General features: G+C 68.3%; 16 protein-coding genes. 10 read left to right on the top strand and 6 right to left on the bottom strand.

Annotated features, from left to right (window positions below; all coding sequences use genetic code 11):
• The first annotated feature begins 68 nt into the window (after positions 1–68).
• The 3 genes from ACZ5IQ_RS25235 (at position 69) to ACZ5IQ_RS25245 (ending at position 2,474) form a co-directional block, all read left to right on the top strand.
• A complete protein-coding gene (locus tag ACZ5IQ_RS25235; protein ID WP_464480445.1) occupies positions 69–704 on the top strand; it encodes a peptidase M50 in 636 nt (211 codons plus the stop codon).
• 9 nt (positions 705–713) lie between these two features.
• Positions 714–1,487 carry a site-2 protease family protein gene (locus tag ACZ5IQ_RS25240; protein WP_346416006.1) on the top strand — a complete coding sequence of 258 codons (774 nt, stop codon included), beginning with the start codon at positions 714–716 and terminating at the stop codon, positions 1,485–1,487.
• Between the two features lie 99 nt (positions 1,488–1,586).
• On the top strand, positions 1,587–2,474 hold the full coding sequence (locus ACZ5IQ_RS25245; protein WP_346416007.1) for a cation diffusion facilitator family transporter: 888 nt from the start codon (positions 1,587–1,589) through the stop codon (positions 2,472–2,474).
• Here ACZ5IQ_RS25245 and ACZ5IQ_RS25250 read toward each other — a convergent pair whose 3' ends face one another.
• The gene (locus ACZ5IQ_RS25250) at positions 2,475–2,888 is read right to left on the bottom strand and encodes a DUF3151 domain-containing protein (RefSeq protein ID WP_346416009.1); all 414 of its coding nucleotides are present in this window, start codon (positions 2,886–2,888) and stop codon (positions 2,475–2,477) included.
• A gap of 135 nt (positions 2,889–3,023) precedes the next feature.
• Here ACZ5IQ_RS25250 and ACZ5IQ_RS25255 point away from each other — a divergent pair, with 135 nt between their 5' ends.
• Positions 3,024–3,461, top strand: a complete 438-nt coding sequence (locus ACZ5IQ_RS25255; protein WP_406784572.1) for a hypothetical protein — start codon at positions 3,024–3,026, stop codon at positions 3,459–3,461.
• A gap of 28 nt (positions 3,462–3,489) precedes the next feature.
• Here ACZ5IQ_RS25255 and fbaA read toward each other — a convergent pair whose 3' ends face one another.
• Both fbaA and ACZ5IQ_RS25265 read right to left on the bottom strand, forming a co-directional pair.
• Positions 3,490–4,536 (bottom strand): class II fructose-bisphosphate aldolase, encoded by a 1,047-nt coding sequence (fbaA, locus tag ACZ5IQ_RS25260; RefSeq protein WP_346416011.1) that lies wholly within the window; start codon positions 4,534–4,536, stop codon positions 3,490–3,492.
• Positions 4,537–4,629: 93 nt separating this feature from the next.
• Positions 4,630–5,643, bottom strand: a complete 1,014-nt coding sequence (locus tag ACZ5IQ_RS25265) for an alcohol dehydrogenase catalytic domain-containing protein (protein ID WP_346416013.1) — start codon at positions 5,641–5,643, stop codon at positions 4,630–4,632.
• A 64-nt stretch (positions 5,644–5,707) separates the two neighbouring features.
• Here ACZ5IQ_RS25265 and ACZ5IQ_RS25270 point away from each other — a divergent pair, with 64 nt between their 5' ends.
• Both ACZ5IQ_RS25270 and ACZ5IQ_RS25275 read left to right on the top strand, forming a co-directional pair.
• Entirely contained in the window at positions 5,708–6,370 is a 663-nt protein-coding gene (locus tag ACZ5IQ_RS25270; RefSeq protein ID WP_318985489.1) for a VTT domain-containing protein, read from the top strand.
• A 119-nt stretch (positions 6,371–6,489) separates the two neighbouring features.
• The gene (locus tag ACZ5IQ_RS25275) at positions 6,490–7,887 is read left to right on the top strand and encodes an HNH endonuclease signature motif containing protein (protein WP_346416015.1); all 1,398 of its coding nucleotides are present in this window, start codon (positions 6,490–6,492) and stop codon (positions 7,885–7,887) included.
• A 101-nt stretch (positions 7,888–7,988) separates the two neighbouring features.
• Here ACZ5IQ_RS25275 and ACZ5IQ_RS25280 read toward each other — a convergent pair whose 3' ends face one another.
• Both ACZ5IQ_RS25280 and ACZ5IQ_RS25285 read right to left on the bottom strand, forming a co-directional pair.
• The gene (locus ACZ5IQ_RS25280) at positions 7,989–8,888 is read right to left on the bottom strand and encodes an LLM class F420-dependent oxidoreductase (RefSeq protein WP_346416017.1); all 900 of its coding nucleotides are present in this window, start codon (positions 8,886–8,888) and stop codon (positions 7,989–7,991) included.
• A gap of 42 nt (positions 8,889–8,930) precedes the next feature.
• Positions 8,931–9,686, bottom strand: coding sequence for an IclR family transcriptional regulator (locus ACZ5IQ_RS25285; RefSeq protein ID WP_346416019.1), 756 nt, complete (start codon positions 9,684–9,686; stop codon positions 8,931–8,933).
• A gap of 148 nt (positions 9,687–9,834) precedes the next feature.
• Here ACZ5IQ_RS25285 and ACZ5IQ_RS25290 point away from each other — a divergent pair, with 148 nt between their 5' ends.
• The 4 genes from ACZ5IQ_RS25290 (at position 9,835) to ACZ5IQ_RS25305 (ending at position 13,196) form a co-directional block, all read left to right on the top strand.
• Positions 9,835–10,593: a CoA transferase subunit A gene (locus ACZ5IQ_RS25290; RefSeq protein ID WP_020100731.1), complete on the top strand. Its 759-nt coding sequence runs from the start codon at positions 9,835–9,837 to the stop codon at positions 10,591–10,593.
• Positions 10,590–11,234: a 3-oxoacid CoA-transferase subunit B gene (locus ACZ5IQ_RS25295; protein WP_212807180.1), complete on the top strand. Its 645-nt coding sequence runs from the start codon at positions 10,590–10,592 to the stop codon at positions 11,232–11,234. The genes ACZ5IQ_RS25290 and ACZ5IQ_RS25295 overlap by 4 nt, the downstream gene beginning before the upstream one ends.
• Before the next feature lie 83 nt (positions 11,235–11,317).
• On the top strand, positions 11,318–12,550 hold the full coding sequence (locus ACZ5IQ_RS25300) for a cytochrome P450 (protein WP_212807181.1): 1,233 nt from the start codon (positions 11,318–11,320) through the stop codon (positions 12,548–12,550).
• Positions 12,551–12,647: 97 nt separating this feature from the next.
• Positions 12,648–13,196 carry an NADPH-dependent FMN reductase gene (locus ACZ5IQ_RS25305; RefSeq protein WP_212807182.1) on the top strand — a complete coding sequence of 183 codons (549 nt, stop codon included), beginning with the start codon at positions 12,648–12,650 and terminating at the stop codon, positions 13,194–13,196.
• Positions 13,197–13,198: 2 nt separating this feature from the next.
• Here the strand turns inward: ACZ5IQ_RS25305 and ACZ5IQ_RS25310 are convergent, their stop codons facing one another.
• On the bottom strand, positions 13,199–16,117 hold the full coding sequence (locus tag ACZ5IQ_RS25310; RefSeq protein WP_212807183.1) for an MMPL/RND family transporter: 2,919 nt from the start codon (positions 16,115–16,117) through the stop codon (positions 13,199–13,201).
• Between the last annotated feature and the right edge of the window lie 18 nt (positions 16,118–16,135).

Consider the following 16,135-nt stretch of genomic DNA (forward strand, 5'->3'; position numbering starts at 1 on the left):
GCATTACCTGCCTGAATACAGTGGCAGCCGGTGAGCAACCTTATCCCAGCAGGACGAGAGGAGAGGCCTTGACCGCCAGAGAGGCCTCAGGCGATGTCGTGGCGCTGGTCTTCGGCGACCGCCGGACACCCCGCGCACTGGCCGATCTGGAGGCCATCCCGGTGCCCGCGGGCAGCGCCCCGACGATCCCCGACGGCACCGTCCGGGTGATCGTCGTCGGCGACCACGCCGACCTGTCGGCCACCCTGGCCCGGCTGTTGCGCGACGACCGGCTCGACGTCGAGGTCGGCTTCGTCCCACCCCTGACCCGCGGTGGGCTCGGTGCCGCGCGCCGCGCCAGAGACGGTGTCGCCCAACGCGTTCCGCTCATCCGCGACGAGACCGGCGCGGTGATCGTGCGGTCCGCGCGGTGGCTGCCGTCGGGCGGCGACGCCATCACCGGAGAGGCCGTCGTCGACGACACCGTGCTGTTCGACGGCGAGTCCGCGGGCGTCGTCATCGAACCCCTGCCCGGCATGCCGGGGCTGCGCGCGCGGGCCCTCGGGGCCGGGCGTTCGGGGCCGGGGCGGGGCTGGGTCGCCGGTCGTGCCGCGCAACTCGGCAGCACCGGAGTTTTGGTTGAGCGCGACGGCGTGGCGGCCGCCCGTCCGGCGCGCCGGTCGGCGTTCTACCGCCATATCCAGGGTTGGCTGCGGGTCGGCTAGTTTGCAGTCATGACCATGCCTGTGCGGCGCGCCGTCCGTCCCAGCCCTGTCTTCTGGGCGATCGTGGCCCTGACCGTCGCCGGTGGCGCTCTGGCCTGGTTCTGCGGCGCCGAGGTCCGGCCGCTGGCCTATGCCGGCGTCTTCGTGTTCGTCATCGCGGGGTGGACGGTCTCGCTGTGCCTGCACGAATTCGGCCACGCCTACACCGCCTGGCGGTTCGGCGACCGCGATGTCGAGCTGCGCGGCTATCTCACGCTCAACCCCGCGAAGTACGCCAGCCCGCTGCTGTCACTCGGGCTGCCGGCACTGTTCATCGCCCTCGGCGGCATCGGCCTGCCCGGCGGCGCGGTGTACGTGCGCACCGAGTACATGACGCCCCGGCAGCGCACGCTGGTCAGCCTGGCCGGTCCGTTCGCCAACCTGGTGCTCGCCGTCATCTTGCTGGTCGCGACGGCGGTGCTGTTCGACAACGACCATCCGGTGTTCTGGGCGGGGCTGGCCTTCCTGGGCTTCCTGCAGGTGACGGCGCTGTTCCTGAACCTGCTGCCCATTCCGGGGCTGGACGGCTACGGCGCGCTGGAACCGCACCTGAGCGCCGACACGCAACGCGCGTTGCTCCCCGCTCGGCAGTGGGGCTTCCTGATCCTGATGCTGCTGCTGATCGTCCCCGAGCTCAACCGGCTGTTCTTCAACGTCGTGTACTCCGCCGTCAGCCTCACCGGCGTGCCGCCGCGCCTGGCGATGATCGGCAGCGCCCTGACTCGCTTCTGGTCCGCCTGGTAGCAGGGATTTGTGCACGATTTTCCGCGCTGACCGCGGAAAATCGTGCACAAATCCCAGGGCGCCTTGCGACATATGCAGAGTTCTGCATATATTGCTGGCATGGGTGCCGGACACGACCACAGCCATGGCTCGAACGCACGCGCCAGCCGCATGATCATCGCCGCAGCCGTACTCAGCGTCTTCTTCGTCATCGAGCTGACCACCGCGCTGCTGATCAACTCGATCGCGCTGCTGGCCGACGCCGGCCACATGCTGACCGACCTGGTCGCGATGTTCATGGGCCTGGGCGCCGTCCTCCTCGCCCGCCGCGGGTCGACGTCCGCCGCCCGCACCTACGGCTGGCACCGCGCCGAGGTGTTCACCGCGGTCGCCAATGCCGTCCTGCTGATGGGCGTCGCGGCGTTCATCCTCTACGAGGCCGTCGAGCGCATCGGCAACGCGCCGGGGATCCCGGGTGTGCCGATGATCGTCGTCGCCCTCGCGGGGCTGCTCGCCAACCTGGTCGTGGTACTGCTACTGCGCTCCGACGCCGACAGCAGCCTCGCCGTCAAGGGTGCCTACATGGAGGTCGTCGCCGACACCGTCGGCAGCGTCGGCGTCCTGATCGCGGGCATCGTCAACGTCACCACGGGGTGGCCGTACGCCGACGTCGTCGTCGCCGTCCTGGTCGCGCTGTGGGTGTTGCCGCGCGCCATCGCGCTGGCCCGCGCCGCGCTGCGGATCCTGTCCGAGTCCTCACCCCGCCACATCGACGTCGACGAGCTGCGCGAAGCGCTGGCCGCCGTGGACGGCGTCACCGATGTGCACGACCTGCACGTGTGGACCCTGGTGCCCGGCAAGGACATGGCCACCGCCCACCTGACGTCCGCGGCGGATTCGGCACGCGTCCTCGAGTCGGCGCGCGCCGTGCTGGCCGCCCGCGGGCTGGACCACGCCACCGTTCAGGTGGAGCCGCCGGCCGGCGACTGCCACTGCGAGATGGACTAGTCAGAGACCCAGCTCGGCGCGCGCCGCGGGATCGCAGTCGTCCAACAGGTCCAGGCAGCGCAGGTACTCGTCCTGCTCGCCGATGGATTCCGCCGCCTTCGCCAGCACTGCCACGCAGCGCAGGAAGCCCTGGTTCGGTTCGTGCGCGAACGGCACCGGGCCGAAACCCTTCCAGCCGTTGCGACGCAGCTGATCCAGGCCGCGGTGGTAACCGGTACGCGCGTAGGCGTAGGCAGTGATGGTCTGACCGTCGGCCAGCGCGGCCTCGGCGAGGGCGGCCCACGCGACAGAGGCCGTCGGCTGCGCCGCAGCAACGTCGGTCGGCGATTTACCGGCGGCGAGAGCGTCCTCGGCCTCGAAGTTGGCAGGCAGCAACACCGGCTCCGGACCCAGCAGATCACCCATTCGCGTCATGAACGCCATTGTGCCGTGCGGCCGCTCACGGAGATCCCGCAGGCGGGAGATTAAGCTCCAGGTAGGACGTCGCGGCCTGCTCCAGGACGCATCGGCCCCAGTGCGCGATCTGATCTCGGGAGGACAGTCACCCCCATGTCGAACCCAGCCGCCATGTCGAACCCGACGGGACCGGACGGCCGTCGTGATGCCGATCAGCGCGCTGCCTCGACAGGCGACGACGCCGCGGCGGCAACCGAGATCTTCGAGCCCGCAGATCCAGCGACCGACCCGACGATCCCGGTGCGGCGCTTCACCGCGCCGTCGGGCTTCGACGGCAAGACGCAGATCATCACGCCGCTGCCGGATCCGGAAACCGAACTGATGCCGCCCGCCGCGCCGCAGGTGATCCCCGGCGCCGTCAAGCCACCGAAGGACCGTCGCAGCTGGGGCTGGGTCATCGCACTGGTGCTGGTGATCGCGGCCATCGCCGCCGTCGCGGTGCTGGGCACGGTGCTCCTCACGCGCGGCCACTCGGCCATGAACGCCGAATGGCCGGTCACGACACAGGGTTTCGCGATTCCTGCGTCATGACCGGCCAGTCGGCGGTGTCCAGCTTTGGCTACTTGCCGAGCCCCGCGGAGACGCTGCGGCCCGTGCTGTGCAGGTCGTTGCACGCTTCGATGACGCGCTGGGTCATCGAGGCCTCGGCCTTCTTCAGGTAGCTGCGCGGGTCGTAGACCTTCTTGTTGCCGACCTCGCCGTCGATCTTCAGGACGCCGTCGTAGTTGGTGAACATGTGCGCCGCCACCGGACGGGTGAACGCGTACTGGGTGTCGGTGTCGACGTTCATCTTCACGACGCCGTAGCGCAGCGAGTCCTCGATCTCGGACTTCAGCGAGCCCGAGCCACCGTGGAACACGAAGTCGAACGGCTTGGAGCCGGCGGGCAGACCGAGCTTGGCGGCGGCCACCTTCTGCCCCTCGGCCAGCACCTCGGGCTTGAGCTTGACGTTGCCCGGCTTGTAGACACCGTGGACGTTGCCGAAGGTGGCGGCCAGCAGGTACTTGCCGTTCTCGCCGGAACCCAGCGCGTCGATGGTCTTCTCGAAATCTTCGGAGCTGGTGTACAGCTTCTCGTTGATCTCGGCCTCGACGCCGTCCTCTTCACCGCCGACGACGCCGATCTCGACCTCGAGGATGATGTTGGCGGCCGACGTCAGCTTCAGCAGCTCCTGCGCGATCTCCAGGTTCTCGTCGATCGGCACCGCGGAGCCGTCCCACATGTGCGACTGGAACAGCGGGTTCTCGCCGCGGGCGACGCGCTCGGCCGAGATGGCCAGCAGCGGCCGGACGAAACCGTCGAGCTTGTCCTTGGGGCAGTGGTCGGTGTGCAGCGCGACGGTGATGTCGTATTTGGCAGCGACGACGTGGGCGAACTCGGCCAGCGCGACGGCACCGGTGACCATGTCCTTGATTCCGAGACCGGAGGCGAATTCGGCGCCGCCGGTGGAGAATTGGATGATGCCGTCGCTACCGGCGTCGGCGAAACCTTTGATCGCCGCGTTGACGGTTTCCGACGACGTGCAGTTGATGGCCGGGAACGCGAAGGAGTGTTCCTTGGCGCGGGCCAGCATCTCCGCGTAGACCTCGGGCGTGGCGATGGGCATGTTTTTCCTCTCGGCGAACCTGCAGTCTGGGCCAGTATGTCAGTCACGCGAAGCTGAAGTGCGGCACCGGGGGACACCCGACAGCTCATGCGGTCAGACGGTCAAGACCATCCGGTAGCGCGCGTGGCCGCTGTTCATCCGGTCGAAAGCTTCGGCGGCCTGCGCGAGAGGCCGTTCCTCGATGACGGCGCGCACGCCCGTCAGCGCGGCGAAGTGCAGCGTCTCCTCGATATCGCGTGAGGTGCCGGACGGATGCCCGATGACCGAGAAGCCACCGTTGATGAGGTCGAGCGGGCTGATCGGCAGGGCCTCGGGCGTGACACCGACCGTCACGAGCTGCCCCTCGGGCGCGAGCCCGGCAACCGTGGCGGCCATTGCCGTCGAGCTCGCGGCGGTCGCGAGCACGACGGTCGCCCCACCGAGGCGCCGCAGTTCGGCGGCGACGTCCGAGGCGTTCGAATCGATGTAGTGATGGGCGCCGAGCTCCTTGGCGGCGGCCTCACGCTCCGGCCCGCGCGCGATCGCGACGGTCTCGAAGCCCATCGCCCGGGAGAACTGCACGCCGAGGTGGCCGAGGCCACCGATCCCGATCACCGCGACCAGGTCGCCGGCCTTGGCGCGCGTCTTGCGCAGCCCGTTGAACGTCGTCACGCCCGCGCAGCCCATCGGGGCGGCCTCGGCGAACGAGAACTCGTCCGGGATTCGGGCCAGCGCGGTCGCGGGCGCCGTGACCGATTCGGCGTATCCGCCGGGGTAGTGCCAGCTCGGCACCTCCATGCGTATGCACTGCATGAAATGGCCCTGTCGACATGGGACGCAGCGGTTGCAGTTGCCGCCGAACCAGCCCACCGCCACCCGGTCGCCGACGACGAAGTCTTCGACGCCGTCGCCCAGTTCAGCGACGGTGCCGGCGATCTCGTGGCCGAGGGTGATCGGCCACGAAAGTCCCGGGAAGTGCCCCGCGTGGAACTCGCGGTCGGTGCCGCACACCCCGCACGCGGCGACCTCGATGCGGACGTGGTCGCGCGGCGGCGAGACGGTGTCGACGTCAGCGAGTGCGAGCGGGCCGTCGGCTTGCGCAACGTGAACTGCCCTGTGAGTGGCCATGCGCCGACCTTATGGGCGATGTGCGGTTAAGGGAACAGCCAACACACACCGGTATGTTGACCCCATGATCAGCACGCTGTCGCTCATGCCGGACTTCATGGATCCGGTGAAGCTCATCGCCTATTTCGGCACGTGGGCGCTGGTCGGACTGCTGGTCGTCATCTTCGTCGAGTCGGGCGTGCTGTTCCCGATCCTGCCCGGCGACACCCTGCTGTTCGTCGCGGGCATGCTGGCCGCCGGCACCGCCGCCCAGGCCGAGGTCGCCGCCCAGGCCAACTTCAACATCTGGCTGCTGATGGTGACCATCCCCGTTGCGGCCATCCTCGGCGGGCAGGTCGGATACTTCATCGGACGCTTCCTCGGTACCTCGATGTTCAAGCCCGACGCCCGCGTCCTCAAGCAGAAGTACCTCGATGAGGCGCACACCTTCTTCGAGGAACGCGGACCGTTCGCGATCCTGCTGGCCCGCTTCGTGCCGATCGTGCGCACCCTGGCACCCATCACCGCCGGCGCCGCCCGGATGGGTTATGGCGCCTTCACGCTGTACAACGTGATCGGCGCGATCGTGTGGGGCTGCGGCATCACGCTGCTGGGCTACTGGCTGGGGCAGTTCCCGATCGTGCAGAAGCTGCTCGAGCCGATCTTCATCCTGATCCTCGTCGCGTCCATCACGCCGATGATCTGGGAGTGGTACAAGCGGCGCAAGGCCGCCGCGACGGAGGGCTGAGCCGGCCCGACGGTCGGGTTCGAAAAACTTTGGTCACTTTGTTAGCGCTGGTCACGGTAGGTAACTAGCGTCACATTTCCGGCGGCTTCTTGTCGGTGGTTCGAACTAATGTTCGATGTATGGGATTGACCGATCCAGCCGCTGTCGAGGAGGCGTACGCCGCCTACGAGGCGGCGCACGCGCGGCTCGCATCCCTGGACTACACCGGCCTGGACGTGGCGACATTGTTGGAATTGAAGTCCCGCCGCGAGAGGTTGAGGTGCGCCGCCGAGGCGGTCGATCACCGGATCTTGGTTGCGGCGCAGTCTCAGGTCACGGCCCGAGAACTGGGCGCGAAAAACTGGGCCGAGGTGCTGCGCATCCGGCTGCGCCTGGACACCACCGAAGCCCACCGCCAGGTCCGCGACGCCCAGCATTTGGCGGCCCGCACCGGGCTGACCGGCGAACCGCTGCCGCCGCTGTGGGAGTTCGTCGCCGCGGCCCAGGCCGACGGCGCGATCAACACCGAGCACGTCAAAGTGATCGGCCAGTTCATCAACAAACTCCCCGGCTGGATCGACCCCACCACCAGTTCACAGTTCGAACAGTCCCTCGTCGCTGGGGCGCGGCACCAGACCCCCGAAGAACTGCGCGCCGCCGCCGAGGCCCTGCTGTACCTGCTCGATCAGGACGGCCCCCTGCCCGATGACGCCGAACGCGCCCGCAAACGCAGCTTCCGCATCGGTAAACAACAACCCGACGGCATGTCCAAAGTGGACGGCTGGCTCGACCCCGAAGCACGCGCCACCCTCGAAGCAGTCCACGACAAACTCGGCGCCCCCGGCATGTGCAACCCCGCCGACCCCACACCCTGCCAATCCGGCACCCCCACCCAGGCCCAGATCGACCACGACACCCGCAGCACCGACCAACGCAACCACGACGCCCTGGCCGCCATGGGCCGCATCGCCCTCGGCACCGACCTCGGCGACCACAACGGCCTACCTGTGGCCATCGCGGCCACCTGCACCGTCGCCGACTTGGAGCGCGGCACCGGCCACGCACTCACCCTCACCGGCAGCCGGTTACCGATCCGCGATCTCCTCCGCATGGCTGCCCGCGGCGCCGACCACTACCTCGTCGTCTTTGACGACCACACCGAACAACCGCTGTACCTGGGCCGAGCGCGTCGCACCGCCACCGTCGCCCAACGATTCGCCCTCTTCGCCCGCGACCTGGGCTGCACCAAACCCAACTGCACCGCCCCCGCCACCCGCTGCCAAGCCCACCACGTCGACACCGACTGGCGCGATGATGGCCCCACCGACATCACCAACCTCGCCCTGGCCTGCGGCTGCGACAACCGCCTCGCCGACACCGGCGGCTGGCACACCACCATGGTCAACGGCCGCGCCCACTGGACCCCACCACCACCACTGGACGTCGGCCAACCCCGAACCAACCACTACTGGCACCCCACCCTCTACCCACAGGAGAGTGGCGATGATGGCGGCGAAAGTGACTGTGCAACAAACTGATTGGCCGACGCAGCAGAAACCCTTCGCTGCGGCGCTGATGGTCGCCTTACCGGGGACGGACTGAAGCGCACCCTGGCAGGCCGGTCCAACCGGCAGCCGACCTACAGCCCCAAGGCTGCGGCCAGCTCGCGCAGGCCCGGCCGCGGGTCGGCGGTCGGATGCTCGCCGAGCATCTGCACGACGACGTGGTCGGCGCCGGCATCGAGGTGCGCCTTCACCTTCGCCGCTGCGTCCTCGACGCTACCCATCCCGACCAGCGCGCGGGCCAGTCGTTCGGATCCGCCACGGACCAGATCGCTCTCGTCGAAGCCCTGGCGCAGCCACGAGTTCCGGTAGTTGGGCAGGCCGCTGTAGACGTTCAGGTGATCGTGCGCGCGGCGCAGCTGTTCGGCGTCATCACCGCCGACGACGACGGCCTGCTCGGAGACGATCCACTTGTCCTGCCCGAGGATTTCCCGCGTCGTGGCAGTGGCCGACGGCAGGACCAGGTACGGATGCGCACCGTCGGCCTGGCTGCCCGACAGCTCGATCATCTTGGGGCCCAATGCCGCAAGCAGTCGGGGCGGCCGGCCCACCCCGGGTTCGATGACCTCCGGCACGGCGGCCATGCGCTCCAGGTAGCTGCGCATCGTCGCGAGCGGCTTTTCATAGGTGCCGCCCATCCCCCGCTCCACCAGCGGGCCGTGACTGACGCCGAGGCCCAGCACGAACCGTCCCGGGTACAGCGCGGTCAGCGTGCGGGCACCGGCCTCGGCGGCCGACGGCAGGCGCACGTGAATGTTGGCAATGCCCGTACCGACCACCAGCCGGTCGGTGGCCGCGAGGAACGCCGCCGATTCAGTGAGGCATTCCTTGCCGACGGTTTCGGGCAGGAACAACGAGCCGTAGCCCATGGCTTCGATGTCGCGGGCCACAGCCTGAGCGTCCGGCATGGCCCAGCTGTCGCTGGCCCACCAGACGCCGATGCGGGACGGAAAGTCGATGCGCGCGCGTTCAGTCACCAGTCCACAATCGCCTACCGCCACCCGGACGGCGACGCGGGGTCACCCCTGCAGCCGACCCGACAGCTCGTGAGCCTGCTCGAGAAGCAGCCGCCCCAGTTCACGTCGACGCCCGGCACGGAACCGGGTCTCGACACCGGTGAGGCTCAGGGCCCAGCCGGGCAGGCCACGTCGGTCGAACACCGCGGCCGCCATGCCCCAGCTGCCTTCCACCAGGAGCGCGGGATTGACGGCATAGCCGGCGCGCCGGGTCTGCTCGATGCGCTTGCGGATGGCCGCTTCGGAATGATTTGGCCCCCAATTGGTTTCCGGCTGTTCGCGGGAGAAGTAGTCGTCGACGTCCGCGGCCGGTAGGTGGCTGAGGATCGCCAGCCCGGCGCTGGCCACCCCGAGCGGAAACCGGATACCGACCTGCAGGACGTGCGAGCGCAACGGGAAGCTGCCCTCCTCGCTCAGTACGCACACGGTCTGATCGCCGCGACGGGCCGAGAAGAACGCACTCTCGCCGGTCTCGCGTGCCAGCCGCGTCACCACCGCACGCGCCTGATCGGTCACGTCGTGGTGTTGGGCCGCACCGACCCCGAGCAGATACAGCTCGGGTCCGAGTGACCAGCGGCCGGTCTTCTGATCCCGGCTGACCAGATGTTCGTCGGCCAGCGCCGTGAGCAGCCGGTGTGCCGTCGGCCGGGCCAGCCCCGCCAGTTTTCCGAGCTCGGTGGTGGAGGCGCCTTCGGGTTCGGCCGTGGCCACTGCCCGCAGCATCGCCCCCACGCGGGCGACGACATTCGGACCGGTCATCACCACATCCTAGGCGTTCATCCAGTGAACGCACATGGCGTCAATGCTCACCATGTGAACACATTCGACCAGCTTCGAGCAGAGACTTGCCTTGTCAGCGGCGTGCCGTGTTGAGTGGGTCACGCGTTTACTGGATGAACGGAGTGTCATGACCTCGAAGGTGTACGCCTCGGCCGCCGCAGCGGTCGCCGACATCGGTGACGGCGCCACGCTGGCTGTCGGCGGATTCGGTTTGTGCGGCATCCCCGACCAACTCATCGATGCCATCGCCGCGTCGAGCGCCACCGACCTCGAGGTGTTCTCGAACAACTGCGGCGTCGACGGCGTCGGCCTCGGCGTGCTGCTGGGCCTCGGCAAGGTCCGTCGGGTCACCGCCTCGTACGTCGGCGAGAACAAGGAGTTCGCCCGCCAGTACCTGTCCGGCGAGCTCGAGGTGGAGCTCACGCCGCAGGGCACCCTGGCCGAGCGGATGCGCGCCGGCGGTGCCGGGATCCCGGCGTTCTACACCCCGGCCGGCGTCGGCACCCCGGTCTCCGACGGCGGTCTGCCGTGGCGCTATGCGGCCGACGGTTCCGTCGCTGTTGCCTCGCCGCCCAAGGAGATTCGCGAATTCAACGGCAAGCGCTACGTGCTCGAGGAGTCGATCAACGCCGACTTCGCGCTGGTGCACGCGCTGCGCGCCGACACCGCGGGCAACCTGGTCTTCAACAAGACCGCACGCAACTTCAACCCGCTGGCCGCGATGGCCGGGCGGATCACCATCGTCCAGGTCGAGGAACTGGTGCAGCCCGGGGAGATCGACCCCGACGACGTCCACCTGGCAGGCGTGTTCGTACAGCGCATCGTGCACACCGGACCGCAGGACAAGCAGATCGAGAAGCGCACGGTGCGAGAGGATGCCAAATGACCGGCTGGAACCGTGACCAGATGGCCGCGCGGGCCGCGGCCGACATGATCGACGGCGAGTACGTCAACCTCGGCATCGGCCTGCCGACGTTGATCCCCGGCTTCCTGACGGGCGACGTGCACGTCACGCTGCACTCGGAGAACGGCATCCTGGGCACCGGCCCGTACCCCACCGAAGACAACGTCGACCCCGACCTCATCAACGCCGGTAAGGAAACCGTGACGGTGAATCCCGGTGCGGCGTACTTCGATTCGTCGCTGTCGTTCGGGATGATCCGCGGCGGCCACATCGATACCGCGGTGCTCGGCGGCATGGAGGTCTCGCGCACCGGTGACCTGGCCAACTGGATGGTGCCCGGCAAGATGGTCAAGGGCATGGGTGGCGCCATGGACCTGGTGCACGGCGCCTCGCGCGTCATCGTGCTCATGGAGCACACCGACAAGGCCGGCAACCCCAAGATCGTCCCGGTCTGCACACTGCCGCTGACGGGTCAGGGTGTGGTCGACCGGATCATCACCAACCTGGCCGTCATCGACGTGCCCGGCGACGGCACGCTGATCCTGCGCGAGACCGCCCCCGGCGTGAGCGTCGACGATGTCATCGCAGCGACCGGCGCCGAGCTGACAGTGCAGCTCGACTAGGTAGTCAATTACGCCGTTCGGCTGATGTGTTGTCGCCCTCCTCGGCCCGATAGTGACTTCTATCGAAACCGAGGGAGACATCGATGACCATCGCCGCCAGCCATCCTGTCAGCGTCTTGGACGCCGGCCTTCCGGTCATCGACTACGAAGCCGTCGACGACCCGGCAACCGCACACCGGATGATCAAAGAGGTCCGCCGGCAGGGAGCCGTGGCCACCGGCCCGCACGCACCTGAGGTACTGAGCTACGAATTGGTCCGTACGGTGCTGCGCGACGCGCGCTTTCATGAGCCCGGCGTGCGCGGGCTGGTCCCGCGCGGCGTCACCGGCGGTCCGCTCTGGGACCGCATCGGCAGTGCGCTGCTCAGTCTCGACGGCGAAGAGCACACGCGGCTCCGGAAGCTGGTGTGCAAGGCCTTCACCAGCAAGGCCGTCGGCCGGCTGGATCCGCTGATCGACGCCGTCCTGGCCGAGTTGGTCGATCCCGTTGCCGCCGTGGGCAATTGCGACATCGTCGCCGACGTCGCCCAGCCGTACCCGATCCCGGTGATCTGCGCGCTGCTCGGCGTGCCGCGCACCGACTGGCGGATGATCTCGGATTGGACCGACGACATCTTCAAGATGTTCTGGTGGGATGTGGCCGCACACGAATCGGAAATCCTCACGGCCTGGCAGAAATTCGACGACTACATCGACGCGATGATCACGGAGCGTCGCACCACGCTGACCGACGACCTGCTGTCCGCCCTCATCCGCGCGGAGGACGACGGCGACCGGCTCAGCCATCCCGAATTGCTCATGCTGTCCATGGGAATCCTTGCGGCGGGCACCGATACCACGCGCAATCAACTGGCCGCTGCCGTGGACACCTTCTGTGATCACCCCGACCAATGGGCGCTACTCGCCACGCATCCCGAGTTGGTGCCCCAGGCAGTCGATGAAGTCATGCGGTTCGCGCCGATCGTCCTCAATGTGCCGCGATATGTCACCGAAGATGTGGAGCTGGCGGGGTACTTCTTCCCGCGGGACTCACTCGTCGTCGCCAATACCGCTGCGGCGAACCGGGATCCGCAGGTATACGAAAATCCCGATCAGTTCGACATCACCCGGCGTGATGCGCAGCCGATGCTCACCTTCGGCGGCGGCGTGCACTACTGTCTCGGCTCGCATCTGGCGCGGTTGGAACTGGTCAGAGCGCTCACGGTGCTGACGCAGCGGATGCCGAACATTCGCCGCACGGGTCCGGCGCCATGGAAGCCGCTGATGGCGGTCAGTGGGCCGCAGACGCTGCCGGTGGAGTTCGACGCCGGGCACTGATCATGTGAGTGGTTGCGATTCTTCCGCGCGGGTACTCCGAGTTCGGCAGGCTGTCAGGAGCCGGGGTCGGGGTCACGACGCAGAAGAGGAGCACTTCATGAGGATCGGCATCATCGTGGGATCGATTCGGGATGGGCGCAGCGGTGCCGGCGTCGGCGACTGGGTGGCCGAGCAGGCCGCCCACCGCGACGACGCCCAGTTCGAACTCATCGACCTGAAGACCTTCGACGTGCCGCTGCTCACGGCTGCGACGGTGCCGGCCGCGGCCAAGAAACAGTACGAGTCCGAGAACGTGCAGCGGTGGAGCGCGGCGATCGACGCCTGCGACGGGTTCATCTTCGTCACCCCGGAGTACAACCATGGCGTCCCGGGCGCATTCAAGAACGCTGTGGACTCCCTCGGTTCTGAATGGTTCGGCAAGACAGTGGGTTTCGTCTCCTACGGCGCCGACGGCGGGGTGCGCGCCGTGGAGCAGTGGCGACAGATCGTCGCCAACTTCCAGATGCTCGACGTCCGTGCCCAGGTGTCGTTGTCGCTGTTCACCGAGTTCGGCGCCGATGGCTTCACCCCGCTGGAGCGGCGTGCCGGAGAACTGGCAGGGCTGTTCGACCAGCTGATCACATTGACCGCGAAAGTGGCCGGCTGAACTCAGCCCGCCGCGCCCTGCAACACTTCTCGGCCCGGCGCCGTGCCGGCGATCAACGGCACGTCCCGCCGCGGTCGCGACGGCCGGCGCGTGAACGTCCGGGACACCACGCCACGCACCAGCGGAACCGGCGACCACCAGAACCACCGCCCGAGCAGCCCCGCGATGCCGGGCACCACGAACGTCCGCACGATCAGGGTGTCGATCAGCAGTCCGACGCCGATGGTGGTGCCGACCTGTTCGATGCTCAGCACGTCGCTGGACAGCATCGCGAACATGGTGATGCCGAAGACGATTCCGGCCGTGGTCACCACGCCGCCGGTACCGCCGAACGTCCGGATCATGCCCGTCTTCAAACCCGCGTCCGGCCGACTCACCTCTTCGCGCAGCCGCATGGTCAGCAGCAGGTTGTAGTCCGCGCCGACGGCCACCAACGCGATCAACGCGATCGACGGCACCGCCCAGTGGAGGTCTTTGCCCAAGAGGTCCTGCCAGATGAAGCTGCTGACCCCGAGCGCCGAGGCGTAGGACACCACGACGGTGCCGATCACCACCGCGGCCGCCACCGGGCTGCGCAGCATGATCAGGATGATCAAGAACACGAGCGCCAACGCGACAGCCGCGAGCAACAGGAAGTCGTCCGACACATAGCCGCGAAGCTCCGCCGTGCCGGTGCCGAAACCGGTGACAAAGACCGTGTTTCGGACCAGCGTGCCCTCTTTCGTGGCCTCCCGGACCGCGGTCAGGATTTCGGGCGAGCGCAGCGCGCCGTCCGTGCCGAACACCTTGCCGTCACCGTAGACGAGCAGGCGCGTCGACCGGCCGTCGGGCGCGAAGTACAACCCGGCCGCGCGCTGGAACCGCGGGTCCTGCCACGCGCGCTGCGGCAGGTAGAAGCCGCCCGAGCCACTGTCCTGGAAGTCGGCCCGCACCCCGCGCAGGTAGTCCGTCAGCCCGGAGAACATGCCCCGGGTCTCGCCCACCGTCTTGGTCAATTGTGTTGTGACGGCGCCGAGTTGGTCGACGGCGGCGCGCATCGAGCGCACCGACGCCTGCGCACCCGTCAGCGACCTGGCCATGTCCGTGGTCCCGGCGCCGAACTGCCGCGTGCTGTCGGTCAGGGTGCCGGTGGCCGCCACCACCGAATCCATGGGCTCGACCACCTTGAGCACCAGCGAGCAGATGGCATCGGCCGCGCAATTCGGGTTGGCGTTCGTGAAGCCGCGCAACGGATCCATGTACTGCGACACCGAGGTGACGTTGTCCCGCAACTGCTGCATGCCGCCGTGCATGGCGTCGATCCCCGAGCCGAGTTGCCCGAGACCGCGGACGCTGCCGCCCAGCCCGTTCTGCAATTGCGTTATCGCCGAGGAGAACTGGTCCAACGTCGCGGACAGCTGGTTGACGGCGCCGAGCCGCTTGCTCAGCTGGGCCACCCCGTCGTCGAGCTGGTCGGCGATGGTGCCGGCCTGGTCGGTCAACGCTGCCTGCTCGGGCACCGACCCCGCCGGCCGTGACGCCGACTGCACCATGCGAATGCCGGGAATCTCCATGATCTTCCGCGTCACCCGTTCGACCGCGATGACGCCCGCCGGGTTACGCAGGTCGTGATCGGTCTCGATGGACACGATCTCGGGCAGCAGCCGGTTGGGCGGGAAGTGCCGGTCCATGGCCTGGTAGCCCCGGTTGGCGTGGGTGGAATCAGGTTGTGCGGCAAGCTCATCGAAGCCCAGCCGGATACCGGCGAGCGGGATGGCGCAGACCAGGAGAATCACCGACGAGGCCACCAGTACCGGTCCCGGCCACCGGGCGACGACCGTCCCGACCCGGCGCCAGCTCCGGCCGGGCACCTTGGCCGCGGCACGGCTTCGCGGCTGCGCCAGGCCATGCCGGCCGGCCAGCCCAATGAACGCCGGCAACAACGTCAGCGATGCGAACATCCCGGTGAGAATGCCGATGGCGCAGGGTAATCCGGCGCTGCGCAGCATGCCGACCTGGGCGAACAGCAGGCATGACAGCGCCGCCGCGATGGTCAGACCTGACGCGGCGATCACCGGCGCGACGCTGCGGTTCGCGATCACCAGCGCGTCCTCGTGGTCGACCCCGGCGCGGCGCTGTTCGTGGTAGCGGCCCAGCAGGAAGATGCCGTAATCCGTTGCCGCCCCGAGCACCATCGCGGCCAGGAGCGACACCGAGAAGATCGACACCTCGATCACGTCCCGCTCCCCCAGGAACGCCACGACACCCCGCGCGACCCCGAGCCCCAGGCCGACGGTCAACAGCGGGATCGCCGACGTGATCACCGAGCGGTAGACGACGAACAACAGCACCGCGATCAGCACCACCGTGACACCGGTGATCATCAGCATCTGCTTGTCGATCGCGCTGAGCTCGTCGGCGATGGTGGCGCCGGGTCCGGTGACGTAGGCGTGCAGGCCCGCGGGTGCCGGCGCAGCCGCGACGATCCGCCGCACCGCATCCAGCGCGGCGTTCGCCTTGGCGGCGCCGAGCTCGCCGCGAATCCGCAGCATCGTGTAGACAGCCTTGCCGTCGGTGCTCTGCGCGCCGGCCGCCGTCACCGGGTCGGACCACAGGTCCATCACCGAATCCACATCCTCGGTGTCGGCGCGCAACGTGCTCAGCAGGCGGTCGTAGTAGGCCCGCTCCGGCGCACCGAGCGGGCGATCACCCTCCAGCACCAGGTAATTGAGATTGCCGCCGGATCCGTCGTGGAACTGCTCGTCCATCTGGACGCCGGCGAGGTTCACCGGGGCATCGGCGGGCAGGAAGCCCCGCGCGTGATTGTGCGCCGTGCTTTCCACCTGCGGGACAAGCAGATTGCCTGCCGCCGCGGCCAGCACCCACAATCCGATGATCAGGACCGCGAAGCGGCTGCAGAATCTTGCGATGACGTCCCACATGCGTCCGAAACTACGAGC

It is taken from the genome of Mycobacterium toneyamaense (genome assembly GCF_055384815.1).